Origin of the sequence: Arsukibacterium ikkense (assembly GCF_000987775.1) — a bacterium.
In the GTDB taxonomy this organism is placed as follows: Bacteria; Pseudomonadota; Gammaproteobacteria; order Enterobacterales; family Alteromonadaceae; genus Alishewanella; species Alishewanella ikkense.
Map to the genome: position 1 here is coordinate 50,252 of NZ_LAHO01000004.1, position 24,521 is coordinate 74,772.

Annotated in this window: 31 protein-coding genes and 1 pseudogene; 11 read left to right on the forward strand and 21 right to left on the reverse strand. The window is 49.1% G+C overall.

Translation table 11 applies throughout. The annotated features are described in order from the left end of the window. Nucleotides 1-8: 8 nt before the first annotated feature. A complete protein-coding gene (locus WG68_RS05640) occupies nucleotides 9-395 on the forward strand; it encodes a Na+/H+ antiporter subunit G (protein WP_046556696.1) in 387 nt (128 codons plus the stop codon). Here the strand turns inward: WG68_RS05640 and mnhG are convergent. The 18 genes and pseudogenes from mnhG to WG68_RS05730 form a co-directional block, all read right to left on the reverse strand. After that, nucleotides 392-772 (reverse strand): monovalent cation/H(+) antiporter subunit G, encoded by a 381-nt coding sequence (mnhG, locus tag WG68_RS05645; protein WP_200897548.1) that lies wholly within the window; start codon nucleotides 770-772, stop codon nucleotides 392-394. The genes WG68_RS05640 and mnhG overlap by 4 nt on opposite strands. Next, nucleotides 765-1,049 carry a monovalent cation/H+ antiporter complex subunit F gene (locus tag WG68_RS05650; protein WP_046556698.1) on the reverse strand — a complete coding sequence of 95 codons (285 nt, stop codon included), beginning with the start codon at nucleotides 1,047-1,049 and terminating at the stop codon, nucleotides 765-767. The genes mnhG and WG68_RS05650 overlap by 8 nt, the downstream gene beginning before the upstream one ends. Further along, nucleotides 1,046-1,519: a Na+/H+ antiporter subunit E gene (locus tag WG68_RS05655; protein ID WP_046556699.1), complete on the reverse strand. Its 474-nt coding sequence runs from the start codon at nucleotides 1,517-1,519 to the stop codon at nucleotides 1,046-1,048. Before WG68_RS05655 ends, WG68_RS05650 begins: the two co-directional genes overlap by 4 nt. Then, nucleotides 1,516-3,018, reverse strand: a complete 1,503-nt coding sequence (locus WG68_RS05660; protein ID WP_046556700.1) for a Na+/H+ antiporter subunit D — start codon at nucleotides 3,016-3,018, stop codon at nucleotides 1,516-1,518. The genes WG68_RS05655 and WG68_RS05660 overlap by 4 nt, the downstream gene beginning before the upstream one ends. Continuing rightward, on the reverse strand, nucleotides 3,018-3,362 hold the full coding sequence (locus WG68_RS05665; protein ID WP_046556701.1) for a Na+/H+ antiporter subunit C: 345 nt from the start codon (nucleotides 3,360-3,362) through the stop codon (nucleotides 3,018-3,020). Before WG68_RS05665 ends, WG68_RS05660 begins: the two co-directional genes overlap by 1 nt. Beyond that, nucleotides 3,359-3,799 (reverse strand): Na+/H+ antiporter subunit B, encoded by a 441-nt coding sequence (locus WG68_RS05670; RefSeq protein ID WP_046556702.1) that lies wholly within the window; start codon nucleotides 3,797-3,799, stop codon nucleotides 3,359-3,361. Before WG68_RS05670 ends, WG68_RS05665 begins: the two co-directional genes overlap by 4 nt. Before the next feature lie 86 nt (nucleotides 3,800-3,885). Further along, a pseudogene (locus tag WG68_RS05675) lies at nucleotides 3,886-6,165 on the reverse strand (putative monovalent cation/H+ antiporter subunit A); the annotation flags it as partial. A 233-nt stretch (nucleotides 6,166-6,398) separates the two neighbouring features. Further along, the gene (locus WG68_RS05680) at nucleotides 6,399-6,674 is read right to left on the reverse strand and encodes an HPr family phosphocarrier protein (protein WP_046556704.1); all 276 of its coding nucleotides are present in this window, start codon (nucleotides 6,672-6,674) and stop codon (nucleotides 6,399-6,401) included. Then, nucleotides 6,664-7,521 (reverse strand): RNase adapter RapZ, encoded by an 858-nt coding sequence (gene rapZ / locus WG68_RS05685; RefSeq protein ID WP_046556705.1) that lies wholly within the window; start codon nucleotides 7,519-7,521, stop codon nucleotides 6,664-6,666. The genes WG68_RS05680 and rapZ overlap by 11 nt, the downstream gene beginning before the upstream one ends. Then, entirely contained in the window at nucleotides 7,518-7,991 is a 474-nt protein-coding gene (gene ptsN / locus WG68_RS05690) for a PTS IIA-like nitrogen regulatory protein PtsN (RefSeq protein ID WP_046556706.1), read from the reverse strand. The genes rapZ and ptsN overlap by 4 nt, the downstream gene beginning before the upstream one ends. Before the next feature lie 7 nt (nucleotides 7,992-7,998). Next, nucleotides 7,999-8,286, reverse strand: a complete 288-nt coding sequence (hpf, locus tag WG68_RS05695) for a ribosome hibernation promoting factor (RefSeq protein ID WP_046556707.1) — start codon at nucleotides 8,284-8,286, stop codon at nucleotides 7,999-8,001. Nucleotides 8,287-8,312: 26 nt separating this feature from the next. Beyond that, on the reverse strand, nucleotides 8,313-9,809 hold the full coding sequence (locus tag WG68_RS05700; protein WP_046556708.1) for an RNA polymerase factor sigma-54: 1,497 nt from the start codon (nucleotides 9,807-9,809) through the stop codon (nucleotides 8,313-8,315). Nucleotides 9,810-9,855: 46 nt separating this feature from the next. Continuing rightward, nucleotides 9,856-10,578 carry an LPS export ABC transporter ATP-binding protein gene (gene lptB, locus WG68_RS05705; RefSeq protein WP_046556709.1) on the reverse strand — a complete coding sequence of 241 codons (723 nt, stop codon included), beginning with the start codon at nucleotides 10,576-10,578 and terminating at the stop codon, nucleotides 9,856-9,858. Next, complete coding sequence (gene lptA / locus WG68_RS05710) at nucleotides 10,575-11,069, reverse strand: lipopolysaccharide transport periplasmic protein LptA (protein ID WP_046556710.1); 495 nt, start codon at nucleotides 11,067-11,069, stop codon at nucleotides 10,575-10,577. Before lptA ends, lptB begins: the two co-directional genes overlap by 4 nt. Beyond that, complete coding sequence (gene lptC / locus WG68_RS05715; protein ID WP_046556711.1) at nucleotides 11,056-11,613, reverse strand: LPS export ABC transporter periplasmic protein LptC; 558 nt, start codon at nucleotides 11,611-11,613, stop codon at nucleotides 11,056-11,058. The genes lptA and lptC overlap by 14 nt, the downstream gene beginning before the upstream one ends. Continuing rightward, nucleotides 11,610-12,164: a 3-deoxy-manno-octulosonate-8-phosphatase KdsC gene (gene kdsC, locus WG68_RS05720; RefSeq protein ID WP_046556712.1), complete on the reverse strand. Its 555-nt coding sequence runs from the start codon at nucleotides 12,162-12,164 to the stop codon at nucleotides 11,610-11,612. The genes lptC and kdsC overlap by 4 nt, the downstream gene beginning before the upstream one ends. 1 nt (nucleotide 12,165) lies before the next feature. Continuing rightward, the gene (locus tag WG68_RS05725; RefSeq protein ID WP_046556865.1) at nucleotides 12,166-13,134 is read right to left on the reverse strand and encodes a KpsF/GutQ family sugar-phosphate isomerase; all 969 of its coding nucleotides are present in this window, start codon (nucleotides 13,132-13,134) and stop codon (nucleotides 12,166-12,168) included. A 24-nt stretch (nucleotides 13,135-13,158) separates the two neighbouring features. Then, nucleotides 13,159-14,136 carry a calcium/sodium antiporter gene (locus WG68_RS05730; RefSeq protein WP_046556713.1) on the reverse strand — a complete coding sequence of 326 codons (978 nt, stop codon included), beginning with the start codon at nucleotides 14,134-14,136 and terminating at the stop codon, nucleotides 13,159-13,161. A gap of 286 nt (nucleotides 14,137-14,422) precedes the next feature. Here WG68_RS05730 and mlaF point away from each other — a divergent pair, with 286 nt between their 5' ends. Genes mlaF through murA form a run of 7 tightly spaced genes read left to right on the forward strand, consistent with a single transcriptional unit; the run spans nucleotide 14,423 to nucleotide 18,965 of the window. Next, nucleotides 14,423-15,214, forward strand: a complete 792-nt coding sequence (gene mlaF / locus WG68_RS05735) for a phospholipid ABC transporter ATP-binding protein MlaF (RefSeq protein ID WP_046556714.1) — start codon at nucleotides 14,423-14,425, stop codon at nucleotides 15,212-15,214. After that, nucleotides 15,211-15,993 carry a lipid asymmetry maintenance ABC transporter permease subunit MlaE gene (gene mlaE / locus WG68_RS05740; RefSeq protein ID WP_046556715.1) on the forward strand — a complete coding sequence of 261 codons (783 nt, stop codon included), beginning with the start codon at nucleotides 15,211-15,213 and terminating at the stop codon, nucleotides 15,991-15,993. Before mlaF ends, mlaE begins: the two co-directional genes overlap by 4 nt. A 1-nt stretch (nucleotide 15,994) precedes the next feature. Then, nucleotides 15,995-16,459 (forward strand): outer membrane lipid asymmetry maintenance protein MlaD, encoded by a 465-nt coding sequence (gene mlaD, locus WG68_RS05745; RefSeq protein ID WP_046556716.1) that lies wholly within the window; start codon nucleotides 15,995-15,997, stop codon nucleotides 16,457-16,459. Between the two features lie 2 nt (nucleotides 16,460-16,461). After that, complete coding sequence (locus tag WG68_RS05750) at nucleotides 16,462-17,133, forward strand: MlaC/ttg2D family ABC transporter substrate-binding protein (protein ID WP_052748982.1); 672 nt, start codon at nucleotides 16,462-16,464, stop codon at nucleotides 17,131-17,133. Nucleotides 17,134-17,137: 4 nt separating this feature from the next. After that, nucleotides 17,138-17,431 carry an STAS domain-containing protein gene (locus tag WG68_RS05755; RefSeq protein ID WP_046556718.1) on the forward strand — a complete coding sequence of 98 codons (294 nt, stop codon included), beginning with the start codon at nucleotides 17,138-17,140 and terminating at the stop codon, nucleotides 17,429-17,431. A gap of 8 nt (nucleotides 17,432-17,439) precedes the next feature. Then, a complete protein-coding gene (locus tag WG68_RS05760; RefSeq protein ID WP_046556719.1) occupies nucleotides 17,440-17,697 on the forward strand; it encodes a BolA family protein in 258 nt (85 codons plus the stop codon). 8 nt (nucleotides 17,698-17,705) lie between these two features. Continuing rightward, entirely contained in the window at nucleotides 17,706-18,965 is a 1,260-nt protein-coding gene (murA, locus tag WG68_RS05765; RefSeq protein WP_046556720.1) for a UDP-N-acetylglucosamine 1-carboxyvinyltransferase, read from the forward strand. A 7-nt stretch (nucleotides 18,966-18,972) separates the two neighbouring features. Here the strand turns inward: murA and WG68_RS05770 are convergent, their stop codons facing one another. The 3 genes from WG68_RS05770 to WG68_RS05780 form a co-directional block, all read right to left on the reverse strand. Continuing rightward, the gene (locus WG68_RS05770) at nucleotides 18,973-20,058 is read right to left on the reverse strand and encodes a trypsin-like peptidase domain-containing protein (RefSeq protein WP_046556866.1); all 1,086 of its coding nucleotides are present in this window, start codon (nucleotides 20,056-20,058) and stop codon (nucleotides 18,973-18,975) included. Nucleotides 20,059-20,150: 92 nt separating this feature from the next. After that, complete coding sequence (locus tag WG68_RS05775) at nucleotides 20,151-21,503, reverse strand: Do family serine endopeptidase (RefSeq protein WP_046556721.1); 1,353 nt, start codon at nucleotides 21,501-21,503, stop codon at nucleotides 20,151-20,153. Nucleotides 21,504-21,594: 91 nt separating this feature from the next. Continuing rightward, nucleotides 21,595-22,041: a YhcB family protein gene (locus tag WG68_RS05780; protein ID WP_046556722.1), complete on the reverse strand. Its 447-nt coding sequence runs from the start codon at nucleotides 22,039-22,041 to the stop codon at nucleotides 21,595-21,597. Nucleotides 22,042-22,164: 123 nt separating this feature from the next. On the opposite strand from WG68_RS05780, the gene zapE reads away from it, so the two are divergent. The 3 genes from zapE (at nucleotide 22,165) to rpsI (ending at nucleotide 24,306) form a co-directional block, all read left to right on the forward strand. Further along, entirely contained in the window at nucleotides 22,165-23,256 is a 1,092-nt protein-coding gene (zapE, locus tag WG68_RS05785) for a cell division protein ZapE (RefSeq protein WP_046556723.1), read from the forward strand. A gap of 216 nt (nucleotides 23,257-23,472) precedes the next feature. Then, nucleotides 23,473-23,901, forward strand: a complete 429-nt coding sequence (gene rplM, locus WG68_RS05790; protein WP_046556724.1) for a 50S ribosomal protein L13 — start codon at nucleotides 23,473-23,475, stop codon at nucleotides 23,899-23,901. Nucleotides 23,902-23,913: 12 nt separating this feature from the next. Next, nucleotides 23,914-24,306: a 30S ribosomal protein S9 gene (gene rpsI, locus WG68_RS05795; RefSeq protein ID WP_046556725.1), complete on the forward strand. Its 393-nt coding sequence runs from the start codon at nucleotides 23,914-23,916 to the stop codon at nucleotides 24,304-24,306. Nucleotides 24,307-24,521: the final 215 nt, after the last annotated feature.

The following is a 24,521-nucleotide window of genomic DNA, read 5'->3' on the forward strand; positions in this document are numbered from 1 at the left end:
AGCTTAGTATGCAACACTGGATGGAGTGGGCAGTTGCCTTCTTTTTATTGCTGGGTGGCAGCTTTGTGCTGATTGGCTCTATTGGTTTAGTGCGGATGCCTGACTTTTTTATGCGGTTGCACGGCCCGACCAAGGCCACCACTTTAGGTATGGGCGGCATTTTGCTTGGCTCGATTTTCTATTTCAGCTTGTCGCCTGACTCGATCAGCGTGCATGAATTATTGATCACGTTGTTTCTGTTAATTACCGCGCCGGTCAGTGCCCATATGCTGATTAAAACCGCCTTACATCACCGCTTACAGGCGATAGAGCGTACCCAGGGCGAGCAGGAACTAAAGCGAGGCCAGGCCCATGCCAGTAAAGAAGGCAATCGCAGCGGCAACACCGATAATTAGCTTTTTTTATCGTCAGCCTCGGGGTCCGGGCTTTTCAGCACATGTGTTTCGGCATCGTAACGGCCTTTTAGTGCATCCTTTACGGTGTGCTTCCATAGTGGTACGCCGATAAAGTAGCCGGCACGACCAATTGCATGAGCGGCAATAGGCGAGGTCAGGGTGGTAAAAGCCATAACCGCTAAGGCTTTTAAGGTGACACTGCTTTCAGTAAAAAACAGCATTACGGCGCACATAATCAGGCCAGCACCCAGCACCCCTGACTTAGTGGTGGCATGCATCCGGGTTAATAAGTCTGGCATCCGGAACACCCCAAGCGAAGCAACCAGCATAAAGAAACAGCCTGCCAGTAAAAACATGCTAGCCAGTAGTTCAATTATCATCGCGGTAACTCCCTTTTTCCAGATAACGGGCAAAACCAATAGCGGCCAGAAACGCAGTCAGCGCCAGTACCATAGTCACATCGATATAGGCGTCTTTGCCACTGCGAATAGCATACAGCCCAATTACGCCAACGGTAATAGAGGCGATGAGTTCCAGTGCCACAACCCGGTCGGGCAGGGTTGGGCCCTTTAACAAGCGCCACAACGCCAGTAGCAGGGCCAAACTGAGGATGGCAAAACCCATTAACAAAGCGATGTTCATAATATTGTTCATCTCATCACCCGTAGTATTTTCGTTTCAAGCCGTTTTAATTCACTCAATACATCGTGCTCATTGTAAAGGTACATTACGTGTACATAGAGCACCCGGCGATCGGTTGAAACGTCAAGACTCAGCGAGCCGGGCGTTAACGAGATGGCATTCGCCAGCATGGTAATTTCCATATCGGTCTCGGCGCGCAGTGGCATGGCGATAACCCCGGGTTTCATCAGGTGCGTTGGGGTCAGTACATCGTAGGCTACTTTTAAATTTGCCATAATCAGCTCTTTGGTAAAAAATACCACAAAACTAATAAAACGTGGCACTTGCTGCCGGTATTTACGGACATCAGGATGATGTCGAAACACAAAAACCAGTACCAGATAAGACAGGATAAAGCCTGCCAGCAAGCCGCCACCACTAAAAGTATCAGTCAGGGCAGCCCAGATCATGGCCAGAACCAGGTTAGATAGCAGCAAGTTCATAATGAGTCAGCCCCCAGCACTGCATTGATATAAAGTTGTGGGTTCAGTAACTGGGCAGCGGCTTGTTGTGCCAGCTGATAGATAGGTTCAGCAAAAATACCAATGGCGATAGTCATGGCTGCCAGGCTGCCGGTTATCCAGTATAGCAGGCCGTTGCGTCCCGGCGCCGGAATGGCTGGTGCGGGCTCGGGCACGGCTTTCCAGAACGCTTCGTTCCAGATTTTTATCATGGAGTACAGCGTTAACAGGCCAACCAGCAAAGCTATCCCTACCGCCCACCAGGCGTGCACTTCCACACCGGCTTTTATCAGAATAAACTTAGCAAAAAAGCCCGATAATGGTGGCACGCCGGCCAGTGACAATGCCGGGATTAAAAATAACACAGCCAGACCAGGATGATCTTTGTATAAGCCGCCCAAGCGTTTTAATTCAAAGCTGCCTCGCAAACGGTAGATAAGGCCCGCCACCAGAAACAGGTTCGCCTTCACAATAATATGGTGCATGATATAAAACACACCGCCAATCAGCGCCAGCGGCGTATAGAGCGCCAGCCCCAACATCATGTAGCCAATCTGGCTGATAATATGGAAACTTAAGATACGCCGCACTTCAAATTGTGCTGCCGCACCCAGCACCCCGGTTAGCATGGTGAGCACGGCCATCCACAACAGGATATTGTGGGTAAATTCGACTTCAGCATTAAAGATTAACGTAAATACCCGGTACAAGGCATAAACGCCGACCTTGGTCAGCAAGCCGGCAAAAATAGCTGATACCGCTACCTGCGGTGTATGGTAAGAGGCAGGTAGCCAGAAAAACAACGGAAAAGCAGCGGCTTTAATAGAAAAAGCAATCAGGAACAACATGGCCACTACCGTAACCATTCCCTGATCTTCCACCTGAGTCAGGCGCTGGGCAATATCTGCCATATTCAGCGAACCCACCAGACCATACAACAAGCCAATGGCTGTTAAGAATAAGGCTGAAGACAGCAGGTTAAGGGTGACATATTTGATGGCCCCTTCCATTTGCGCGCGCTCACCACCCTGAATCAACAGGGCAAAGGAAGCGACCAGCAATACTTCAAACCAGACATAAAGGTTAAAGATATCACCAGTTAGAAAAGCACCATTAACCCCGGCCAGCAGCAAATGCAGTAACGGGTAGTAACCAAAACGTTCAAAGCGTTTGCGTACTGTTTTCAAACTGTACAGCGCGGTAGCAAAGCCGGTAATCGCAGCCAGCAACACCATAATAGCAGCCAGCAAATCGGCAACCAGGACAATACCAAAAGGCGCCGGCCAGGAACCGACCTCCAGCACCAGTATGCCCTGCTCGCGACATTGCCACAGCAATGCGCATGCGGCAATTAAAATACTGGCGGTGCCTATGGCTCCAAGCCAACGTTGCACATTGTGGTTATTGAGCATGACCAGAGAGACGGCGCCGAACAGTAATGGCAGGATAACGGGTAAAGCAACCAATAACGTTAAATCCATCAATCGGTTCCTTTCATTTCGTTCATGTCATCAGTTTGCACGACTTCACAGGCGCGATGAATTAACACTACGGCAAACGCCAGCACACCAAAGCCGATAACAATGGCGGTGAGAATTAAGGCTTGTGCTAGCGGATCAGCAGCGGTGCCGGCAATGACTTGCTGGCCCTCCTCGATTAATGGTGGCACACCACGCTCGAGTCCGGCGGCAGTAAAAATAAGTAAGTTAGCCGCATTGGACAGCAAGATCAGGCCAATGACCAGTTTGACGACAGAGCGACGTAGCATCATATAAATCGCTGCGGCATACAGGCAGCCGATCAGAATAGCCAGTAAAGATGTCATGAGTGTTCTGCCTCCGCCAGGGTAAAGACCACTGTTAGCACAGTGCCTATTACCCCTAAATACACGCCAATATCAAAAATAAGTGGCGTGCTAAGCTTTAAACTGCCAAAAATGGGCAGGTCCAGCGTCCACCACTGGGCGGTGAAAAAGTTCTCGCCAACCAGAATGGCCGGTAACGAGGCCCCCGCTGCCAGCACCAGACCGACTCCGACCAACTGCAACGGATGCACGCGTAAAATTGTGCGCGCTGCCCGGTAGTCTTCAGCAAATAATTTCAGAGCGATGGCTGCTGCCGCAACCAGCCCGCCAATAAAGCCCCCACCGGGTTCATCATGTCCCCGCAACAATAAAAATAGTGAAAACAAAATTAATAACGGCAGTAACAAGGTGGCCCCGGTATTAAGGATTAATGAGCGCATATTAAAACGGGGTGTCATGATTCACCTCCTGTTTTGGCTGACGATTTACGTTGCTTCTGGCCGGCATAGCGTTTATCGGCGTTAGTTACCGGTAACGCGCCGGTGCGCAGGTGCATCATGGCATAAACTCCGATAGCTACCAGGGCTAACACGAATATTTCTCCTAAGGTATCCAGGGCCCTGAAATCGACCAGAATTACATTTACCACGTTGCGGCCAAAGCCTTCACTCACACTTTTCTCCAGGAAAAAACCGGAGATCCCTTCCATTGAGCGGGCATTGGTGACTAATAAAATAAGTACGGTGATTAAGCCACCAGACAGCAGGGCAATGGTGGCATCGCGCGCCCGGTTAACCCCGGACGACAACTTCCTGAACTCCGGCAGGCGGTACAATACCAATACTAATAACAGCACTGTAATGGTTTCTACCAGCACCTGAGTAATACCGACATCCACCGCACTGAAAAACACATAAATTAACGCCACGCCAAAGCCTAAAGCACCAAGCAGGGCAACGGCAGCTAAAAACGACTTTACGGTCACCGCGGCCAGCGTGGTGACCAGTAGTAGCAGTACTACAGTAATTTCCTGCAGCCGCAGGCCACTGAAATCGACATTAAGTGCAATGGTATCTAATCGCAACACTGCCCAACCGACTAGCAATACCACGGTTGCCAGAGTCGTGATCAGGTAGTGCCGCAGATAACCATTTTGCAGGGTTTTGGTTTGCCAGGCTGAGAAGCTGACCAGGCCTTGCATTAACCGGTTGTAGCCGTTCTCAGGGCCATATGGGCTGAGCCGTTCCAGCAAAACGGTATGTTCACGCCAGCCTTGCCAGAATCGGTAGAGCAGCAGGCCAAGCGCTAAACTGCCTAAGCTGAGCATTAAGGGCAGGTTGATGCCGTGCCATAGCACCAGGCTATAACTGACTGGCTGGCCATAGACCGCACTGGCAGCCGCCTGCAACAGGTATTGATCGGGTAAAAAGGGCAACACACCACAGAGCAAACCCAGACTGGCCAGTACTACAGGGCCAGCCAGCAGTGCCGGTCCGGGATCATGAGCCGCTTTAGGGGTGGCAAGGGTTTTGCCAAACCAGGGTTTTAAAGCCAGTAATGCCGCGACCAGTACTACAAAAATATTGGCGGTGACGGTAGCGATAGTCAGGCCTACTTGCCAGCGCGAGCCACTTAATACCGCCTCCAGCAGCAATTCTTTGCCAACAAAACCGAACAACGGGATCACCCCTGCCAGCGATAATGCTGCAACCACAGCGGCGATAGTGGTTTTGGGCATTAAACGACGCAGCCCCGCCACATCCCGGAAATCTTTAACGCCCGCTTCGTGGTCCAGAATGCCGGCAATCATAAACAAGGCGCCTTTGTATAACGCATGAGCCAGTAAAAAAGTGACCGCAGCCAGCGCGGCCTTTTCGGTACCCAGGCCTAGCAGCATGGTCAGGGTACCCAGCGCCATCACAGTGGAATAGGCCAGGACTTTCTTAATGCCGGTGGCCCTGCTGGCCAGAATTATGCCTGTTAGCATGGTCAGCGCACCAATGAAAGTGAGCGTGAGCAACCAGCTGCTGCTGCCACCCAGAGTAGGATTTAACCGCGCCAGCAAGTAAATGCCGGCTTTTACCATGGTGGCAGAGTGCAGGTAGGCTGAAACCGGCGTCGGCGCTGCCATCGCATTGGGTAGCCAGAAATGAAAGGGGGTTTGTGCGGATTTGGTAAAGGCGCCTAATAAAATTAAACTGAGCATTGGCAGATACAGGCTGTGCTCTGTAAGGCTTGGCCCTGCCAGAATTTCACTGAGTTCAAAACTGCCGGCAGCCATACCTAACATAATAAAGCCTGTCATTAATGCCAGGCCTCCAAACACCGTAACCATTAACCCCTGATGCGCCTTTTTGCGTGAGTCAGCATCTTCATGGTTAAAACCGATCAGCATAAAAGAGCTGACGGTGGTCAACTCCCAGAAAACAAACAACGAAATGAGGTTATCAGACAGCACCAGACCGAGCATGGAGCCCATAAAACCAAGTAAAAACAGAAAGAACCGTCCCAATGCCGGGTGCCCTTCCAGATAACGGCCAGCATAAGCCAGGATAAAGAAGCCGATACCGCTGATTAACAACGCAAATAACAATGACAGGCCATCGACCAGAAAGCTAAATTGTATGGCCATACCAGGAAACCATTGATAAGCATGGCGAAGGGTTTCGCCGCTACTGATTTGCGGAATGAGACTGGCAAAATAGACAAATATAGTGGCAGGTAACAACGCCAGCAACCAACCGGTTTGGCGACCGATAAGTCGATGCAGCCATGGGGCGAAACCAGCAACAACAAAACATGACAGCACCGCTATCATTACCATGAGCGTCTCCTAACGATGACAAGCTAACGTTTAATGATTTAACCCACCTGCTGGCAAAGTGGTGCACTAAGGAGCATTGCAGTTCTCAGTTGTGCTGAGCAATGCAAACCTCTAATTCTCCGACAAAAAATAGTTGTGAACAGCGTGTACACTAGCAGATTATAGCTGAAAAATAAACTTAATCACGGCGGGTTGCCGGCTTATTGCGCACAGTAATACCGGGGAAGGGGGGGTTAGCTTTCATCAAAACCATTATTGATAAGGGTAGTCACTGCGGCCAGTGCAGCGGCGGCATCAGGTCCCTGAGCCGTAACTTCCAACGTTTTTCCTTTGCTGCTGGCCAGCATTAACAACGCCAGTACACTGGACGCATCAGCGGCTTTGCCCTCTTGTACCAATTCAATTTGTGCCGAAAACTGCTGGCATAGCACCGCCAGCTTAGTGGCGGCCCGGGCATGGAGTCCCAACGGGTTGACAATGGTAACGGTATTGCTGAGTTTAGTGGCCATGGTGACGCACCAGCTCGCGGTGACGAATTTGCACATCTTCCCGTTGGCTGCGATAGCTTTCAGCCAGGCTCTCGGTAATATACACCGAACGATGCTGGCCACCGGTACAACCAATAGCAATAGTAAGATAACTGCGGCTGTTGCGCTCCAGATGCGGTAACCAGCTGCTGATAAAACTGTTAATTTGCCAGATATACTTAGCAACCACAGCTTGTGAGGCCAGATAATCTTTTACCGGTTGATCGAGCCCGGTCAGGGGTTTTAACTCTGGCTCCCAGTGCGGATTAGGTAAAAAACGGGCATCAAACACAAAATCTGCATCTTTGGGTATACCATATTTAAAACCGAACGACTCAAACAGTATGACCAACCGGCCGGTCTTCTGGCCAAGGATCCGCTCGCGCAACTGCTCTGCTAACTGATGAACATTGAGCTCTGTGGTATCGATGTATAAGTCAGCGCGACTGGAAATCGGATCGAGCAGCTGTTGCTCGCGGGAAATGGCCTCATCCAGTGACATGGCCTGATGCGATAACGGGTGTAGCCGGCGGGTTTCACTAAAGCGCTTAATTAAGCTGGCATGATCGGCATCAAGGTATAAAATAGTTAAATCAAGCTTGCGTGGCAAATAGGACAAAATATCAGCCAGTTCGTCGGGGTCTTGTGGCAGGTTGCGCACATCGATGCTGACGGCGACCCTTTCATATTGGCCCATCACCGTCGTTGCCAGCGTCGGTAGCAGGTTCACCGGAATATTATCGACACAGTAATAGCCTAAATCTTCCAATACTCTCAGGGCTACTGATTTACCCGAACCGGAACGTCCACTGACCACCAGAAGTTTCATGATACGTTCGTCGCCTCACTGGCATTAATAATTAGCTCATAGAGTTGCTGATCTGACTCGGCATGGCGTATTTTGCGGGTAAGGTCTTTCTGACTAAGTAAACGTGCGATACCCGCTAGTGTGGTTAAATGCGCCTGGCACTGCTCTTCAGGGATAAGGATTGCACAAAAAATGTCTACCGCCTGATTATCGATGGCATCAAAAGCGATGGCATTTTGGGTAACCACAAACACTAAGATTGGCTGGGTAACCGTTTTCAGTTTGCCATGCGGGATGGCAATGCCGCCGCCAATGCCGGTGGAACCGAGCTTTTCCCGGGCCATCAATGCTTCCAGAATGGTATACTCACTCATTTCAGGTAAGCGCTGATGAGCCAGCTCGGCAATATATTCCAGAACGCGTTTCTTACTGTTAAAAAGAACTGCACTCTTGGTGCAGTTCTCGGCCAGCATAGTGCTTAAAGTAATCATAATTAAGTTAGTGTCGGGCTATTTTTTCTTTATGTTTAATAACTTGCCTATCGAGCTTATCAATTAACTGATCGATGGCCGCATACATATTTTCATCTTCTGACGCCGCAAATACCTCGCCACCGTTTAAATGCAGCTTGGCTTCAGCAATCTGCTTTAATTTTTCCACGTTTAGGATGACATGTACATTGTTAATATGATCAAAGTGACGCTCCAGCTTGGCGAATTTATTGTCTACGTATTCTTTTAATGCAGTGGTGATTTCTACATGACGACCAGTTAAGTTGATTTGCATAGACGTTTTCCTTCTGTTTTGCTGACCTAAACCAAGGTCTTGCGTTGATTCGATGGTGGAATGAACAAGGCCTCGCGGTATTTGGCGATGGTGCGCCGTGCAACGTTAATTCCTTGCTCTGATAAAATATCTGCCATCTTGCTGTCACTTAGTGGTTTAGCTGGGTTTTCAGCCGCCACCAGTTTTTTAATAAAGGCGCGAATCGCTGTTGATGAACATTCACCTCCACTCTCTGTACTGACATGACTGGAAAAAAAGAATTTCAGCTCAAATATGCCCCTTGGGGAATGCATAAATTTCTGGGTGGTTACCCTGGAAATGGTAGATTCGTGCATGCCTACCATTTCTGCTACGTCATTCAGTACCATTGGTTTCATCGCTTCTTCACCATGTTCAAAAAAAGCTTGTTGCTGCTGTACTATACAGTTAGCAACCTTGAGTAAGGTGTCGTTGCGGCTTTCCAGGCTTTTTAAAAACCATTTTGCCTCCTGCAGGTGTGACCGAATAAACTGAGTATCAGCGGTATTTTTAGCGGTACGGGACATGGCCGCATATTGCTGATTAATTCTTACTTTGGGCATGGCATCCGGGTTTAGTTCAACCTGCCAGCGGCCTTTTACTTTATTTACTGACACATCCGGGATGACGTACTGCTGTTCCTGTCTAATCACATCAGCACCCGGTCTGGGGTTTAAACTGAGGATCAGCCGCATCACTTCCCGCAGTTCATCCTCTTTCAGTCTAGTCACCCGCATTAAAGAACGAAAGTCCCGATTGGCTAAAAAGTCGGTATGTTCTTTAATAACATATTGCGCCTGCTGCAAAAACGGCGTTTTTGGGTCAAATTGGCGTAACTGCACTAATAAACATTCTGAGATAGTGCGGGCACCTACGCCGACCGGGTCAAATAACTGAACTCGTTTAATAACGGCTTCAACTTCATCTGCTTCCACGTCTGGCAGACCAAGTGACTCGAGGATCTCTGGCACGTCTATGGTTAACAAACCGCTTTCATCAATCGCTTCAATAATAATTTCGGCAATGGCTAAATCAGTTTCCGAAAAGGGGGTTAACTGCATTTGCCAGCGCAGATAGTCTTGCAGGGTTTCGCTGGTTTCACCCTGAAACGCCATATCTTCATCAGGTGGGGAGCCAGCGCTAACCGGTGCGGCGCTAATCAGGTCGTCCCAGTTATTATCCAGCGGCAAGTCGTCCTGCAGGTTTTGTTCGGCCATCGACTCGCTGGTGTCGCGTTCGGCGATTTCAGTCAGGTTATCCTGAGCAACGTCGTTACTCTCGTCGGTAGCAGAACGGGTATCGTTGTCATTGACGTCGCTGCTATCCGGGTCGGCAGAGAAGCTTTCAAATTCGTCTTCACTTTCTAACAGCGGGTTGGCATCCAGTGCCTCCTGAATTTCCTGCTGCAATTCAATGGTAGACAATTGCAGCAAGCGGATGGCTTGCTGCAATTGGGGTGTCATTGTAAGTTGCTGACCAAGCCGAAGTTGTAAAGAGGGTTTCATTTACGTCTTTTTCTCTCCTGAAGCAGGCGTTTATGGTTTCTGTTAACTATAGCCTGAATTGCTCGCCAAGGTATACATCCCGAACCTGCTGATTCACTAATACTTCCTGCGGTGGACCTGCAGCAATTAACTCACCATGGCTGACTATGTAAGCCATTTCACAAACATCCAGCGTTTCCCTGACATTATGGTCGGTGATCAGTACACCAATACCACGCTGGCCTAAGTGTTGAATGATCTTTTTTATATCCAGCACTGAAATGGGGTCGACCCCGGCGAACGGCTCGTCCAGCAGAATAAACGCCGGGTTAGCCGCTAACGCCCGGGCAATTTCCACCCGCCGGCGTTCACCCCCTGACAAGCTCATACCAAGGCTGTTTTTGATATGGCCAATGTGAAACTCTTCCAGCAAATCGTCTGCTAACTCTTCCCGTTTAGCGCGGCTTAGCTCTTTACGGGTCTGTAAGATGGCCAGCAGGTTGTCGTAAACGGTCAGTTTGCGGAATATGGAGCTTTCCTGTGGCAAATAGCCAATACCTGCACGGGCACGGGCGTGAATGGGATCAAAGGTAATATCCTGTTCGTTCAGGGTAATTTGACCCTTATCAGAGGGCACCAGGCCCACTATCATATAAAATGTCGTGGTTTTGCCAGCCCCGTTTGGGCCGAGCAGGCCGACTATCTGGCCGGCATTGACTTCCAGGCTGACATCTTTAACTACCTGCCGGCCTTTGTAGCTTTTGGCCAGATGCGCTACCACTAACTTCATGGGTTTTCCTTGTTCTCCGGGGTGAAAATGGTGGTTACCCGTTTTTGCTGTTCACCACTTTCAGCGCTGATTTGCTGGCTCTCGAGATTATATCTGATCACAGCGGCCTGTACCTGACTACCACTTTGGCTCAGTTGTGCATTGCCACTTAAGGTTAGGGTGCGGCTGGCCAGATCATAACGAATTTCGGCGGCATTGGCGGTTACCGGTATGTCGCCATCCAGTAGCTGGCTGTAGCGAACGGGATTACCTGTGGTGATAAATACCTCGTTGCCTTTACCTGCAGTAGCATTAATTTCTAAACGATCGGCTTTGATAGTTAAGCTGCCCTGGCGAATTTCAACATTCTGAGTGTACACCGAGATATTTTCTTTGATCGAGGTTTCATTATTGTCTGAGGTAATCGCAATAGGCTGGCTGTAATCCGGATTGCTTGCATAACTGTTTGCCGATAGCAGAGCGGTCAGTAAAAAAAATTTAATTCTGTTCATTGGCGTATACCGTCTCCAGGTGCTTGATGATGCGCAGATTCTGTTCAGTTAAATCTGCCTGCAAGCCTATACCATTAATATAAAAACCCTTACCAATTATTTGCACCGCGGCAGAGGTTTGTAGCATTTTACTTGGCAGCAACAGCTCCAGATTGTCTGTTTCAATCCTGTCTACCAGCTCATTGCCGCTGACGTTATTAATTCGAACTTGCTGCTCCAGAATAATTTTGTCATCAGGCAGCCAGATGCCAAACTGGCTGGTAACCTCCCAGGCTGGCAGGTGGTTGTCATCAAACAAGATGTATTTGGGTTGTTCGAACTGGGTGAACCCTAAACGTTCAAAAAATTCCAGCCGCATTGCCTGAATATGATCTGCTACATAGCCTTGTTCATCGTACAGGGTGCGGGTTACCTGTTCGGCAATGTAATCAGGTAACAGTTCGCGATCTGCATATTGAGTATCAGCCTGCTCTGTTGGATTAAACCACAGATACGTTGCGGTCAGCACCAAGGCTAATACCAGCAGAATGAGGGCTTTTTTCATGTGCTGCTGCCATCAAACTGCTGAAACTTCTGCTGGCTGACCAGCAGTAAATCGGCCAGTTCCCGCACGGCACCATAGCCTCCGGCTAAAGACGTCACATAGTTGGCATGTAAGCGCAGATAAGGATGCGCATCCTTCACCGCCACAGCAAAGCCACAGTGTTGCATGACCTGCCAGTCGGCTAAATCATCGCCAATATAAGCAATTTGTTCGGTACTTAATGCCAGCTGTTGTTGCAAGCTGATAAAGGCTGGCAGTTTATTTTCCTGGCCCTGATAAATGTAAGGCACAGTTAACGAGCGCATTCGCTGCTCAACAATAGTGGACGTACGGCCGGTAATTACCGCTACTTCAATACCGGCGTGGCGCAGTGCTTTGATGCCATAGCCGTCGCGGGTATGAAATGCTTTGAGTTCTTCACCATCGTTACCCAGATAAATCCGGCCATCGGAAAATACGCCGTCAATATCGCAGATCAGTAGTTTTATCTTGCTGGCCCGCGCCATAATGTCAGCGTTGACCGCCTGATAGAGGGTGTCGAAAAGTGACATGCTAAAGTACCCCTGCGCGCAGTAAATCGTGCATATTCATTGCGCCTACCGGAATATTACCGGCATCGACAATCAACAAACCATTGATTTTCTTCTGTTGCATAATTTTCAGTGCTTCGCCCGCCAGCATGTCTGCCGTGGCCGTGGTGCAGGGGGTTGTCATGACTTGTTCAATGGAAGTACTGTGAATATCCAGTCGTAAATCAAGGATGCGACGTAAATCACCGTCAGTGAAAATACCGGCAAGACTGCGATCAGGATTAACTATTGCGGTCATGCCCAGACCTTTTTCTGAGATTTCCAATAACGCCTCTTTAATGGTGGCCTGACGCTGCACCACAGGCACTTGTGCGTTTTTATGCATGACATCACTGAGGCGCAGCAACAATTTACGACCCAGACTGCCACCGGGGTGCGACAGGGCAAAATCGTTTGCCGTAAAGCCGCGGGCATCAAGCAGCGCTACCGCCAGTGCATCTCCCATGGCTAAGGTTGCAGTAGTACTGGCTGTTGGCGCCAGGCCTAATGGGCAGGCCTCTTGTTCAACCCTGACACACAAATGGACATCTGATAGCTTGGCCAGGGTAGAGTCAGGATTGCCCGTCATGCTAATCAGGGTGATACCCAGACGCTTAATGACCGGTAGAATGGTTAGAATTTCTGCGGTTTCACCCGAGTTTGAAATGGCCAGCACAATGTCGCCAGAGGTTAACATGCCCAAATCACCATGGCTGGCTTCTGCAGGATGAACAAAAAAAGCCGGTGTGCCGGTAGACGCTAAGGTCGCCGAAATTTTGTTAGCGATATGCCCTGACTTGCCCATCCCCATGACGATCACTTTACCTGTGCTGTGAAACAACAGCTGACAGGCCCGTTCAAAGTCGGCGTTGATATATTGTGCCAGCTGGCGCACAGCTTCCGCTTCAATCTGTAAAACCTCCAGTGCTCTGGAGCAAAAAGTATTAGTCATGGTAGTTATCATCGTTTGAACACATTATGCAATATAAGAGAACAGCAGGTACTGATAGCCTACAAAACTTGCCAGCAGTATAGCACCCTCTACCCGGTTAATTCGTTGCATTCGGGTAAAACGTACTGACATCAACAGCATTGCTACTGTGGCTGCTATCATTACATAGCTGTCACGACTGCCGGCATTAGCGTCAATAACCCCGGGGCCAATTACCGCGCCTAATCCCAGTACCGCCAGGATGTTAAAAATATTAGAGCCTATGATATTACCAAGGGCTAAATCGTCCTCGCCCTTTAAAATGCCAATGATACTGGCCGCCAGTTCAGGTAAGCTGGTGCCAATGGCAATGATGGTCAGGCCAATTACTAAATCACTAATGCCAGCGTAACGGGCAATGGTGACTGCACCCTGAACCAACAATTGCGAACTGGCCAGCAACAGCAATAACCCTATTACTACCCACACTATGGCCTTAACGGTAGAAATTTTTACCACGGGCATTTCTGTGTCTATTTCAGCGATCAGCGGGTCGTCCGGGCTGGCATGTTTACCCCAGTACACCAGCAATACCAGAAAACTGACAAAAGCCAGCAGCAGCAAAATGCCCTCAGTGCGGGTTAATAAGTCATCAGACAACAAGTAGTATCCAAACAAGGTGCAAATCAGCAGCAGTGGGAATTCGCGGCGCAGGGTCAGGGATGAAACCGCTATCGGCTTCAACAACGCTGCCACACCAATTACCAGCAAAATATTGGTGATATTAGAGCCAATGGCATTACCAACCGAGGTATCTAGCTTACCTTGCCAGGCCGCTGTAGCGGATACCAGCATTTCTGGTGCTGACGAACCCATTGCCACAATGGTCAGACCGATGACCATAGGTGAAATACCGCTGTTTCGGGCGATAGAAGAGGCGCCGAACACAAAACGATCTGCACTCCAGATCAGCAGCACCAGGCCAACAACAACGAAGAAAATAGCGACAAGGAGTGGTGACACGCAAGAGTCCTGTAATTGACTGATAGAGATTGAGGTATTTTCCGTGTTATTGCCGGCAATTGCAAAAAAACCTGCGGGCTCAGCGGTGTTCGATTTTATCGCACACTTTGTTACGATTTTTTGTAACGACTTTGCACGGCAATAGCTTTACAATAAACCAACGTTTAACAGGATGGTATTGGATTGCAAACATACACACTTGTATGTATATTGACAAGCCTTATACCAGCGCCGGTAATACCGCAATGGCGGTTACCTTCAGGTGGAGTCTGATTTGTCCGATATTATGGTAGATATCCAGCATTTAAGTTTTTCCCGCGGCGAGCGGCTGATCTACGACGATATGTGTATGCAGGTTCGCCGGGGTAAAGTGACCGCGATTATGGGGCCGAGCGGTATAGGTAAGACAACCTTGCTGCGCCTGATCGGTGGCCAGTTAAAACCAGACTCTGGCCAGATATTGTTTGATGGCCAGAATATACCGACCTTATCTCGCGCCGAACTGTATCAGGCACGAAAAAAAATGAGCATGTTGTTTCAAAGCGGTGCTTTATTTACTGAAATGTCGGTTTTTGACAATGTTGCTTTTCCTATTCGGGAGCATACCCGTCTGCCGGAGTCTTTAATAAAACTCATTGTGTTAATGAAGCTGGAGTCGGTAGGTTTGCGTGGCGCCCGTGATTTAATGCCCGCAGAACTGTCGGGAGGCATGGCACGCCGTGCTGCTTTGGCCAGAGCGATTGCGCTGGACCCGGAATTAATTTTGTATGACGAGCCTTTTGCAGGCCAGGACCCGATATCGATGGGGGTGATTGTTCGCTTAATTAAAGAGCTGAATAATGCGTTGGGTTTAACGTCGGTTGTGGTTTCACATGATGTGACAGAAGTGATGAGTATTGCCGATTACGTTTATCTGGTAGCAGAGAAAAAGGTTATCGGCCATGGCACGCCTGAACAGCTACGCCAGCACAAATCGGAACTGGTACAGCAATTTTTATTGGGCGAAGCAGATGGCGCTGTGCCTTTTCATTTCAAGGCTGAGCCATATGAGGATGAATTGATGGAGCCTGCCAGGTGATTACAACTAAACTGCAAAACCTGGGTCGAGCGACCATTGATACCATTGCTGGTTTTGGCCGCTCCGGTGTAATGTTATTTGGCGCTTTGGTGGGGAAACCGGATTTTCGCAAAGGCTTTCCGCTACTGATTAAGCAGCTTTATGTGATAGGGGTATTGTCGTTACTGATTATCCTGGTGTCTGGCCTGTTTATCGGCATGGTGTTGGCATTACAAGGTTATACGGTGCTGTCGAAATTTGGCGCCGAAGGGATGCTGGGGCCATTGGTCGCATTGAGTTTATTGCGGGAATTAGGCCCGGTGGTAACCGCGTTGTTATTTGCTGGCCGGGCCGGCAGTGCGTTAACGGCAGAAATTGGCCTGATGAAAGCCACCGAGCAACTGTCCGGAATGGAGATGATGGCAGTGGACCCGCTCAGACGGATTATTGCGCCACGTTTCTGGGCCGGAGTGATCAGCATGCCGTTGCTGGCATTAGTGTTTACGGCGGTGGGGATCCTTGGCGGTCATCTGATCGGCGTCGACTGGCTTGGTGTAGATAGTGGTAGTTATTGGTCAGCAATGCAGGCCAATGTCGATTTATATCAGGATGTGGTAAATGGCGTGATTAAAAGTATGGTTTTTGCTGTCATCGTTATCTGGATAGCGCTGCACAAAGGTTATGACGCTGTGCCAACCTCAGAAGGGATCAGCCGGGCAACAACTCAAACAGTGGTGACTGCGTCACTAACTGTATTGGGCTTTGACTTTATATTAACTGCATTAATGTTTGGTGGATAAAATGACCACACGGAAAATTGAAATTTTAGTAGGTGCCTTTATTGTATTGGCAATAGCCGCATTTTTGATGCTGGCGTTAAAAGTGGCGAATGCCGGGGTTACGGGTTCAGGCCAGAGTTATGTACTGTATGCTAAATTCGACAACATTGGTGGCCTTAAGGTGCGTTCGCCGATTAAAGTCGGTGGTGTGGTGATTGGTCGGGTCGCTTCAATTGATCTGGATACGGTGTATTACACGCCTGTGGTAAAAATGGAAATCAATGAAAAATACAGTAATTTTCCAGAGACCAGCTCAGTCGCTATCTTAACCTCAGGTCTGCTGGGTGAGCAGTATCTGGGTTTGCAACCTGGTTTTATTGATGAAACCGTCGAAATTCTGGCCAATGGCGATTCTATTCAGGACACCCGCTCCGCGATAGTACTGGAAGAGCTGATTGGTCAATTCTTATTTAACCGGGGGAACTAACCGTGAGAAATATATCCAGCAGCGCCTTGCTGCTAGCCATGTTAACCATAGCGGTGCCGGTTACCGCTTTAAGCAGTGAAACAGCAACCGATAGCCAGGCGGTGCAGCAATACACAGATCCATTTAAGATGATGGAAGTGGTTGCCGATAAAACGTTCCAGCGTATTGCTAACGATCAAAAGCTTATCGCCGACAATAAAGAGCACTTGCGGCTTATCGTTAACGAAGAGCTCGTGCCCTATATCGACAGTCGTTATGCCGCACTAACCGTTATTGGCCGTACCGTCAACTTACGAGATTTGCCACGGGAAGAGTTTGATAATTTTGTGGTGGCGTTTCAGGATTACATGGTGGCATCTTATGCTGGTGCGCTGACTTACTACACTGATCAGAAAGTGATTATTCAGCCAGCGCGGCCACCGGAAAATGAAAGTATTATTACTATTAAAACCCGGGTGATTGACCCCGGCAAGCCAGACATCACTATAGATTTCAAGCTGCGGCGCAACCGCGGCTCTGAACACTGGCTGGTGTTTGATATGGTCGCCGAAGGCATTTCTTTATTAGACAGTAAGCGGGCTGAACTCAGTAACCTGATCCGCCAGCAAGGGGTAGCAAGGGTGACCGAGTTATTAGTGGAAAAATCCAAAGAACCTATTAAAGTGCCGGAGTAGCGCTGTGTCGCTTGAAATAACCTGTCAGGACAACAAAATCCGGTTGAGTGGTGAGCTGAACCGGGATACGTTAATGCGCTATTCACCTTTTAAACTGTTAAATAGCCTAAGTGGTAAGGTAATCTTTGATTTCTCTGCCCTAAGCAATGTAGACTCAGCTGGACTCGCCTGGTTAATTCAGCAACTCGGCCAGGCCCGGAAACAACAGCTGCAGGTAGAATTTAGCAAAGTACCCACGCAATTGCTGGCCTTGGCCAAAGTGAGTGCAGTGACAGCTTTGTTACCTTTAACAGATTAAGGTGTAGTGTGCAGATAGAACAAATTAAACAACTGTTAAGCGACCAGCTGCAGTTGACCGAGGTTTATGTCACGGCCGAAGGGTCACATTATGCAGTCACTGCGGTTGGCAGCTGTTTTGCTGATGTGAGTCGGGTAAAGCAGCAACAGCTGGTTTATGCCCCACTAATGAATGCAATTGCCGATGGCACTATTCATGCCGTTAGCATCAAGGCCTTTACGCCGGAACAATGGCGCAGAGAAAAACTTTTAAACCCACCTATGTAAGACATAATATGCAACAATTCCGCGTTACTGCCAGTGGTCCTTTGCAAGGTGAGGTGATAATCTCAGGTGCAAAAAACGCCGCTTTACCCATTTTATTCGCCAGTATCTTGTCTGAAAAGCCCAGCACTATCACCAATGTGCCGAAATTAAAAGATATTGAAACCACATACCAACTGTTACAGCTGTTTGGCGCCAGGCTGACTACCGATACTAACAGTGTCACGGTGGATGCCAGCCAGATAACCAATCAATTTGCGCCTTATGAATTAGTGAAGACAATGCGCGCCTCTATATTAGCGCTTGGCCCTTTGTTAAGCCGCTTTGGCCAAGCCGAAGTGTCGTTGCCTGGGGGCTGTGCAATTGGAGCCCGTCCGGTCAATTTACATATCGATGGCCTGCGCAAAATGGGCGCGGAAATTCAGGTTGAAAATGGCTATATCAAAGCCCGTGCCAGCCGCCTGAAAGGTGCCCATATCATTATGGAAATGGTCAGTGTCACCGGCACCGAAAATCTGTTAATGGCAGCGGTGCTGGCCGATGGCATAACCACCATTGAAAACGCAGCCCGCGAGCCGGAAGTGGTTGATTTAGCGGCTTATCTTAATACGATGGGCGCTAAAATAAGCGGTGCTGGTACCGATACTATTCAGATTGAAGGTGTGCGTGCATTACACGGCGGCAGCCATAGGGTGTTGCCGGATCGGATAGAAACCGGCACTTTTCTGGTCGCGGCTGCCGTGACCGGTGGTGATGTCACTTGTGTCAGTGCTGATCCGTCAGAACTGGAAGTGGTGCTGGAGAAGTTACGTGAAGCCGGTGCTGAAGTGACTACCGGTAAAGACTGGATCCGTCTTAACATGACAGGTCGCAAGCTGAGTTCTGTCGATGTGAAAACGGTGCCGCATCCGGGCTTCCCCACAGATATGCAAGCACAGTTTACCGTGCTGAATGTGGTGGCCGAGGGTGTTGGTCTGGTAACCGAAACGATTTTTGAGAATCGCTTTATGCATGTGCCTGAGCTGCAACGCATGGGCGCTAAGATCCGGCTTGAAGGTAATACGGCCGTATGTCAGCACAGTCCGAAGCTGATGGCTGCGCAGGTGATGGCTACCGATTTGCGAGCCTCTGCCAGCCTGGTGATTGCCGGCTTAGTGGCTGAAGGTGAAACCCTGGTTGAACGTATTTACCATATTGATCGGGGCTATGAGAAAATTGAGCATAAGCTGCAAGGGCTGGGCGCGAAAATTGAACGGATAGATGCCGTTTAAGTGGCGGTTAGCCGCGGCGTAACTCGCGGACAATCGTTGGTACTTCAATAATCTGACCATTGCGATCAATGGTCAGCACCAACTCAGTGTCAGGCGCCGTTTCGGCAATCAGGTTAAGTGCCTGGCGCGTGTCATCAAACTGCTCGCCTGCGATCTTCAGAATAACATCGCCAACCTGTAAGTCGGCCTCATCAGCCGGGCCGCCAGGGTTAATCGCTGTCAGGGCCAGACCATACATTTTCTGCCCGGTGGACACTAATCTGTCTCCGGCAGCGTTAACCACTGCATCGCCCGACACACCCAGATGGCTGCGGGTTACCCGGCCATGTTTAATCAGCTTTTGCATAATATTCTGGGCCAGTTGGTAGGGTACGGCAAAGAAAATGCCCTGAATTTCCTGGTTTTGCAGCTGAAAGGCGGCGGCGTTAATGCCTACCAGGGTGCCATTGGTATTAACCAGCGCGCCGCCGGAATTACCTTTATTAATGGCGGCATCCATTCGCATAAAATCGATATAACCGCGCGAACTAAGGCCATTATTGCCATTGGCACTGATAATGCCCTGGGTAATGGTTTGCCCTAAATTTAATGGGTTGCCAATAGCCAGTACCACGTCACCCACCTGCGGTTCCAGCTCGGTATTCTGCGGGATCACCGGTAAATTGTCTGCCTGTACATAAAGTACTGCCAGGTCAGAGATAACATCCTGGCCAATTAATACCGCTTCCAGCCAGCGACCATCCTGCAAAGCAACTTCAATATGATCAGCGCCGGATACCACATGATGGTTGGTCAGAATGTAGCCATTGGCACTCATAATGACGCCGGAACCCAGCTCCTGCCGCTCAATAGAACGGGGGCGTAAGCCGCGCGGATCTATTACCCGGCTGCGGGTATAAACATTAACGACGGCGGGGGCGGCCTTGCGTACAGCTCTGGCATAAGACAGCGGGGCAGGTTCAGACTGCTCGGCCACATGCTGCCATGCTGGCAGACTAATGCCGGTTAGCTTAGGAAAAAACAGTAAAATCACCAGTGCCAGTGCCAGGCCATAAGCAATACTTTTAATGATAAATAGAAGAATTTTTAACACGGCAGTCAGGTAACCTGGCAATAAGTGCTGCTAGCATAGCACTTATTATGCTTAAGCAGTAGCCACTTAGCTACTGCTTAAGCGTAAAGGGATTAACGTAGCAAGATGTAAAGATCATCATTGCCGCGGCGGATATACAGCGCTGCGACACCTTGCCGATTGTCAAGAATACGTCTTAGTTCGGCCAGGTTCGCCACGCGCTGGCGGTTAACACCGGTAATGATATCACCCTGGCGTAAACCGACCTGTTCGGCTACAGAGCCGCTGGCAATCTCGCTGATTTCAACTCCTTTGCTGCTATTATTCAGCGTTGCCCCCTGTAGCATCGGATGCAACTGGTTGGCCGCAACCTGGCTACTGGCCAGCTCTTGTAGCGTTACCGTTACTTTCCGTTCTTTGCCATCCCGTAAAATACCCAGTTCAGCCTTGCGCCCGGCACCCAGGGTGGCAATTCTGGCTCTTAGCTCATTAAAACTGTGAACGCGGTTGCCATTCATGCTGATAATGACATCACCGGCTTTTAAGCCGGCTTTTGCCGCGGCAGTGTCTGGCAGTACTTCATTAATAAAAGCACCGCGGCTGACGTTTAAGTTTAATGCTTCAGTCAGTTCTGAATTAACATCATTACCACGCACGCCCAGGCTGCCACGGCGAATTTCACCATGCTCAATGATTTGATCAACCAGATTTTTCATCATGTTGGACGGGATGGAAAAGCCGATGCCGACATTGCCGCCATTAGGGCCAAGGATGGCGGTATTGATACCAATCAATTCACCGCGCAGATTGACCAGGGCACCGCCGGAGTTACCGCTGTTGATGGCGGCATCGGTTTGAATAAAGTCTTCAAAACCATCCATATTCAGGCCGCTGCGCCCAAGCGAGCTGACAATGCCTGAGGTGACAGTTTGTTCCAGGCCAAAAGGATTACCGATGGCGATAGCGTAATCGCCAACCCGCAGCTTGTCGGAGTCGGCCAGTGGAATTTGCACCAGATTTTTTGCTTCAATCTGCAGCAGGGCAATATCGCTTTGCGGATCTGCGCCCAGTTTCTTGGCACTAAAGCTGCGGCCGTCTTTCAGTTTTATCTGAATTTTATCGGCGTCCTGGATCACATGGTTGTTGGTGACGACGTAGCCTTTAGCGGCATCAATAATCACCCCGGAGCCCAGGCCGCTGAACGGCCGTTCCTGACGCAGTTCGCCCTGGCCGCGCTGGCCGAAAAAGTGGCGGAACGCATCCGGTACCCGCTGGCGCACTTCGCGGCTGCCTTCTACCGAAATATGCACTACCGCAGGCGTGGCTTTTTCCAGCATAGGTGCCAGCGTGGGCATTTCCTGGTTATCGGCAGTTAAAAAAGGTAAGGCGGCCTGCACGGAGCCGGCCGGAACTGCCAAAGTTGCTGCCAGCACAGCAGCATGTAACACAGACAATTTCATCTTCATCGCGTAATAGTCTCCTCTACAAACATGCGACTAAGAACGTTATGGCAGAGAAAAAGTTCAGCGTTTAATATAAGCGTTGTGTAACGAAGTATTACTCCGGGTTGCTGACTTTTCGCTCTTTAATCAGACCGCTTGCTTCGCCTGAGTAGTCACGTGGTTGCTCATCAACCGCTGAATATACCCGGCGTTTTTCATCAATCTGATGTAACGATTGTTTAATATGGGCTGCCGTGTCGGTTGACAAGTAATTTAAATCAGAATTTTTTGCAGTAGGAGGTTGCTCTACCAGCTGCATTTTGGATTGCTGTACATGGCGGGCAATACGCGCATAATTATCCTGCAATTGGGTCATAAGTTGATTAGTGACATCCAGATGCTGTGATACATCCTGTCGATATTGGCTTAGCTGCTGCCGGCTGGCATCCAGCTCTTGCTGCAGTTTATGGCTGTTAAACTGTTTTAAACTGTATAATCTGGCCAGAATTGCGCCCACGATTAAACCAACTGCCAGGCCCGCCAGGGCGAACGTGAGATCCATATCAACTCCTCAATAGTAAATTCTGCTACCAGTGTACCTTAACTTCTTAGCTTGAGTGGTAAGGCATGTTATTATTATTGCCTGTTTTGTCAGCTAAACCAACAAAGTTTCCAGCCAGAGCCCATGACGCCAGCAGAAAAATATCAGCAAGACCTAACCCGGACCGATTTTCACCACGATACGGCCCAGGAACATGCCGTTAATCAATTACAACGGCTTTACGACGATGTTGTGTTGCAGTTGCCTCAGCGCCAGTCGTGGTGGCAGAAACTTATCGCTGGCCCCAGGCCGGTTAAGCCGGTTACCGGCTTGTATTTTTGGGGCGGCGTAGGCCGGGGCAAAACCTATCTGGTTGATACCTTTTATGAGTGTTTGCCAACGACACGCAAACTGCGCATTCATTTTCACCGCTTTATGCACCGGGTGCATGAAGATCTGCAACAGCTGCAAGGCGTTAAAAACCCGTTGCAGCAGGTGGCGGATAATTTTAAGCAACAAACGGATATTCTGTGTTTTGATGAGTTCTTTGTGTCGGACATTACCGACGCGATGATTCTGGGCACGCTGATGCAAGAATTATTTGCCCGGGGTATTACCCTGGTCGCTACCTCGAACATTGAACCTGATGGTTTATATCGCAATGGTTTGCAGCGGGCCCGCTTTTTACCGGCGATCAGCCTGATTAAACAACATTGTCAGATTATTAATGTCGACAGCGGTATTGACTACCGTTTGCGTACCTTAGAGCAGGCTGAAATTTATCATTACCCGTTAGACCAGCAAGCTGAGCAAAATTTGCAACAGTATTTTACTGCGCTGTCGGTAGAGCCTCGGCAGGCGCAGTGTGAAATTGAAGTGGCGAATCGTAAACTAACTGCGGAGGCAGAAGCTGACGGTATTGTCTGGTTTACATTTAATACCCTTTGCGAAAGTGCCCGCAGTCAATATGACTATATGGAACTGAGCCGTTGTTACCATACGGTGCTGCTGGCTGGGGTCAAGCCGATGGGACGGCATAATGATGACGTTAGCCGGCGCTTTATTGCCTTAGTGGATGAGTTTTATGAGCGTCAGGTCAAGTTGATTATGTCAGCAGAAGTGGCTTTGGAGCAGCTGTATACCGGGGGATTGCTCGATTTTGAGTTTAAACGTTGCATTAGCCGGCTGCAGGAAATGCAGTCACGTGATTACCTGGCCTCGCCCCATTTACCCTAGCTAGTGGTGGCTAACGGCAACATTTATGATATTTTTTTACTATCAGGGCTGATCTTTGTAATTGTTTAATATATAATCCGCGCCCGGCCTACGTTACAGCCTCATACTGCCGTTAGCCCGGTAGTTTTTGTACTCGAAGGGGTACGATTACGACATTGTTAGCAACAGCCCTGCGCAATGTTAGGTGTAACTTAAGTTTATTTGGAATAGGTTTAGATGAAAACTTTTACTGCAAAGCCAGAAAGCGTAGAACGCGACTGGTACGTTGTTGATGCAAACGGTAAAACACTGGGTCGTATCGCAACACAAATCGCTGCTCGCTTACGTGGCAAGCATAAGCCAGAGTACACTCCTCATGTTGACACCGGTGATTACATCATCGTGATTAATGCTGAGAAAGTCACTGTTACTGGTAACAAAGCGAAAAATAAAATGTACTACTCGCATACTGGTTTCCCAGGCGGTATCAAGGAAATCAGCTTCGAGAAGCTGATCGCGAAAAAACCTGAAATGGTTCTGGAAACTGCCATTAAAGGTATGTTGCCAAAAGGCCCATTAGGCCGCGCTATGTTCCGTAAGTTAAAAGTTTACGCTGGTGCAGAGCATCAACATACTGCTCAGCAACCGCAAATTTTAGATATTTAATCGGAGCATAACATGGCACAGAATCAATACTACGGAACTGGTCGTCGTAAAAGCTCAACGGCCCGCGTCTTCTTAAAAGCAGGTTCAGGTAACATCGTTATCAATCAGCGCGCTCTGACCGAGTACTTCGGCCGCGAAACTGCCTGTATGATAGTGAAGCAGCCTTTAGAGCTGGTTGATATGGTTGAGAAGTTCGACCTGTACATCACTGTTAAAGGTGGTGGTATCAGCGGCCAGGCCGGCGCTATCCGTCACGGTATTACCCGTGCACTGATGGAGTTTGACGAGTCACTGCGTCCGGCACTGCGTAAAGCAGGCTTTGTAACGCGTGATGCACGTAAAGTTGAACGTAAGAAAGTGGGTCTGCGTAAAGCACGTAAACGTCCACAGTACTCAAAGCGTTAATTCGCTTCTGGTACCAAAAACCCGGCTTATATGCCGGGTTTTTTTATAACGACAGTTTTTAGAATAGCATAAGCCTGCAAGCCCTGAACTGTAACGCTTTGTTGCTGTTTAAAGGGGTTAGATCCCGATATATTAGCTATTCAGCTAACCTTAAACCTTGTGTAAAGCAGGGGTTTTCATTATGATCGGCGTTATTTTTTAAATTTATAATAATT

Coding starts and splice junctions, on each gene's coding strand:
- WG68_RS05640 (WP_046556696.1), top strand. CDS start 9: ATGCAACACTGGATGGAGTGGGCAGTTGCCTTCTTTTTATTGCTGGGT.
- WG68_RS05650 (WP_046556698.1), bottom strand. CDS start 1,049: ATGAACAATATTATGAACATCGCTTTGTTAATGGGTTTTGCCATCCTC.
- WG68_RS05655 (WP_046556699.1), bottom strand. CDS start 1,519: ATGAACTTGCTGCTATCTAACCTGGTTCTGGCCATGATCTGGGCTGCC.
- WG68_RS05660 (WP_046556700.1), bottom strand. CDS start 3,018: ATGGATTTAACGTTATTGGTTGCTTTACCCGTTATCCTGCCATTACTG.
- WG68_RS05665 (WP_046556701.1), bottom strand. CDS start 3,362: ATGACATCTTTACTGGCTATTCTGATCGGCTGCCTGTATGCCGCAGCG.
- WG68_RS05670 (WP_046556702.1), bottom strand. CDS start 3,799: ATGACACCCCGTTTTAATATGCGCTCATTAATCCTTAATACCGGGGCC.
- WG68_RS05680 (WP_046556704.1), bottom strand. CDS start 6,674: ATGGCCACTAAACTCAGCAATACCGTTACCATTGTCAACCCGTTGGGA.
- rapZ (WP_046556705.1), bottom strand. CDS start 7,521: ATGAAACTTCTGGTGGTCAGTGGACGTTCCGGTTCGGGTAAATCAGTA.
- ptsN (WP_046556706.1), bottom strand. CDS start 7,991: ATGATTACTTTAAGCACTATGCTGGCCGAGAACTGCACCAAGAGTGCA.
- hpf (WP_046556707.1), bottom strand. CDS start 8,286: ATGCAAATCAACTTAACTGGTCGTCATGTAGAAATCACCACTGCATTA.
- WG68_RS05700 (WP_046556708.1), bottom strand. CDS start 9,809: ATGAAACCCTCTTTACAACTTCGGCTTGGTCAGCAACTTACAATGACA.
- lptB (WP_046556709.1), bottom strand. CDS start 10,578: ATGAAGTTAGTGGTAGCGCATCTGGCCAAAAGCTACAAAGGCCGGCAG.
- lptA (WP_046556710.1), bottom strand. CDS start 11,069: ATGAACAGAATTAAATTTTTTTTACTGACCGCTCTGCTATCGGCAAAC.
- lptC (WP_046556711.1), bottom strand. CDS start 11,613: ATGAAAAAAGCCCTCATTCTGCTGGTATTAGCCTTGGTGCTGACCGCA.
- kdsC (WP_046556712.1), bottom strand. CDS start 12,164: ATGTCACTTTTCGACACCCTCTATCAGGCGGTCAACGCTGACATTATG.
- WG68_RS05725 (WP_046556865.1), bottom strand. CDS start 13,134: ATGACTAATACTTTTTGCTCCAGAGCACTGGAGGTTTTACAGATTGAA.
- mlaF (WP_046556714.1), top strand. CDS start 14,423: ATGGTAGATATCCAGCATTTAAGTTTTTCCCGCGGCGAGCGGCTGATC.
- mlaD (WP_046556716.1), top strand. CDS start 15,995: ATGACCACACGGAAAATTGAAATTTTAGTAGGTGCCTTTATTGTATTG.
- murA (WP_046556720.1), top strand. CDS start 17,706: ATGCAACAATTCCGCGTTACTGCCAGTGGTCCTTTGCAAGGTGAGGTG.
- WG68_RS05775 (WP_046556721.1), bottom strand. CDS start 21,503: ATGAAGATGAAATTGTCTGTGTTACATGCTGCTGTGCTGGCAGCAACT.
- WG68_RS05780 (WP_046556722.1), bottom strand. CDS start 22,041: ATGGATCTCACGTTCGCCCTGGCGGGCCTGGCAGTTGGTTTAATCGTG.
- zapE (WP_046556723.1), top strand. CDS start 22,165: ATGACGCCAGCAGAAAAATATCAGCAAGACCTAACCCGGACCGATTTT.
- rplM (WP_046556724.1), top strand. CDS start 23,473: ATGAAAACTTTTACTGCAAAGCCAGAAAGCGTAGAACGCGACTGGTAC.
- rpsI (WP_046556725.1), top strand. CDS start 23,914: ATGGCACAGAATCAATACTACGGAACTGGTCGTCGTAAAAGCTCAACG.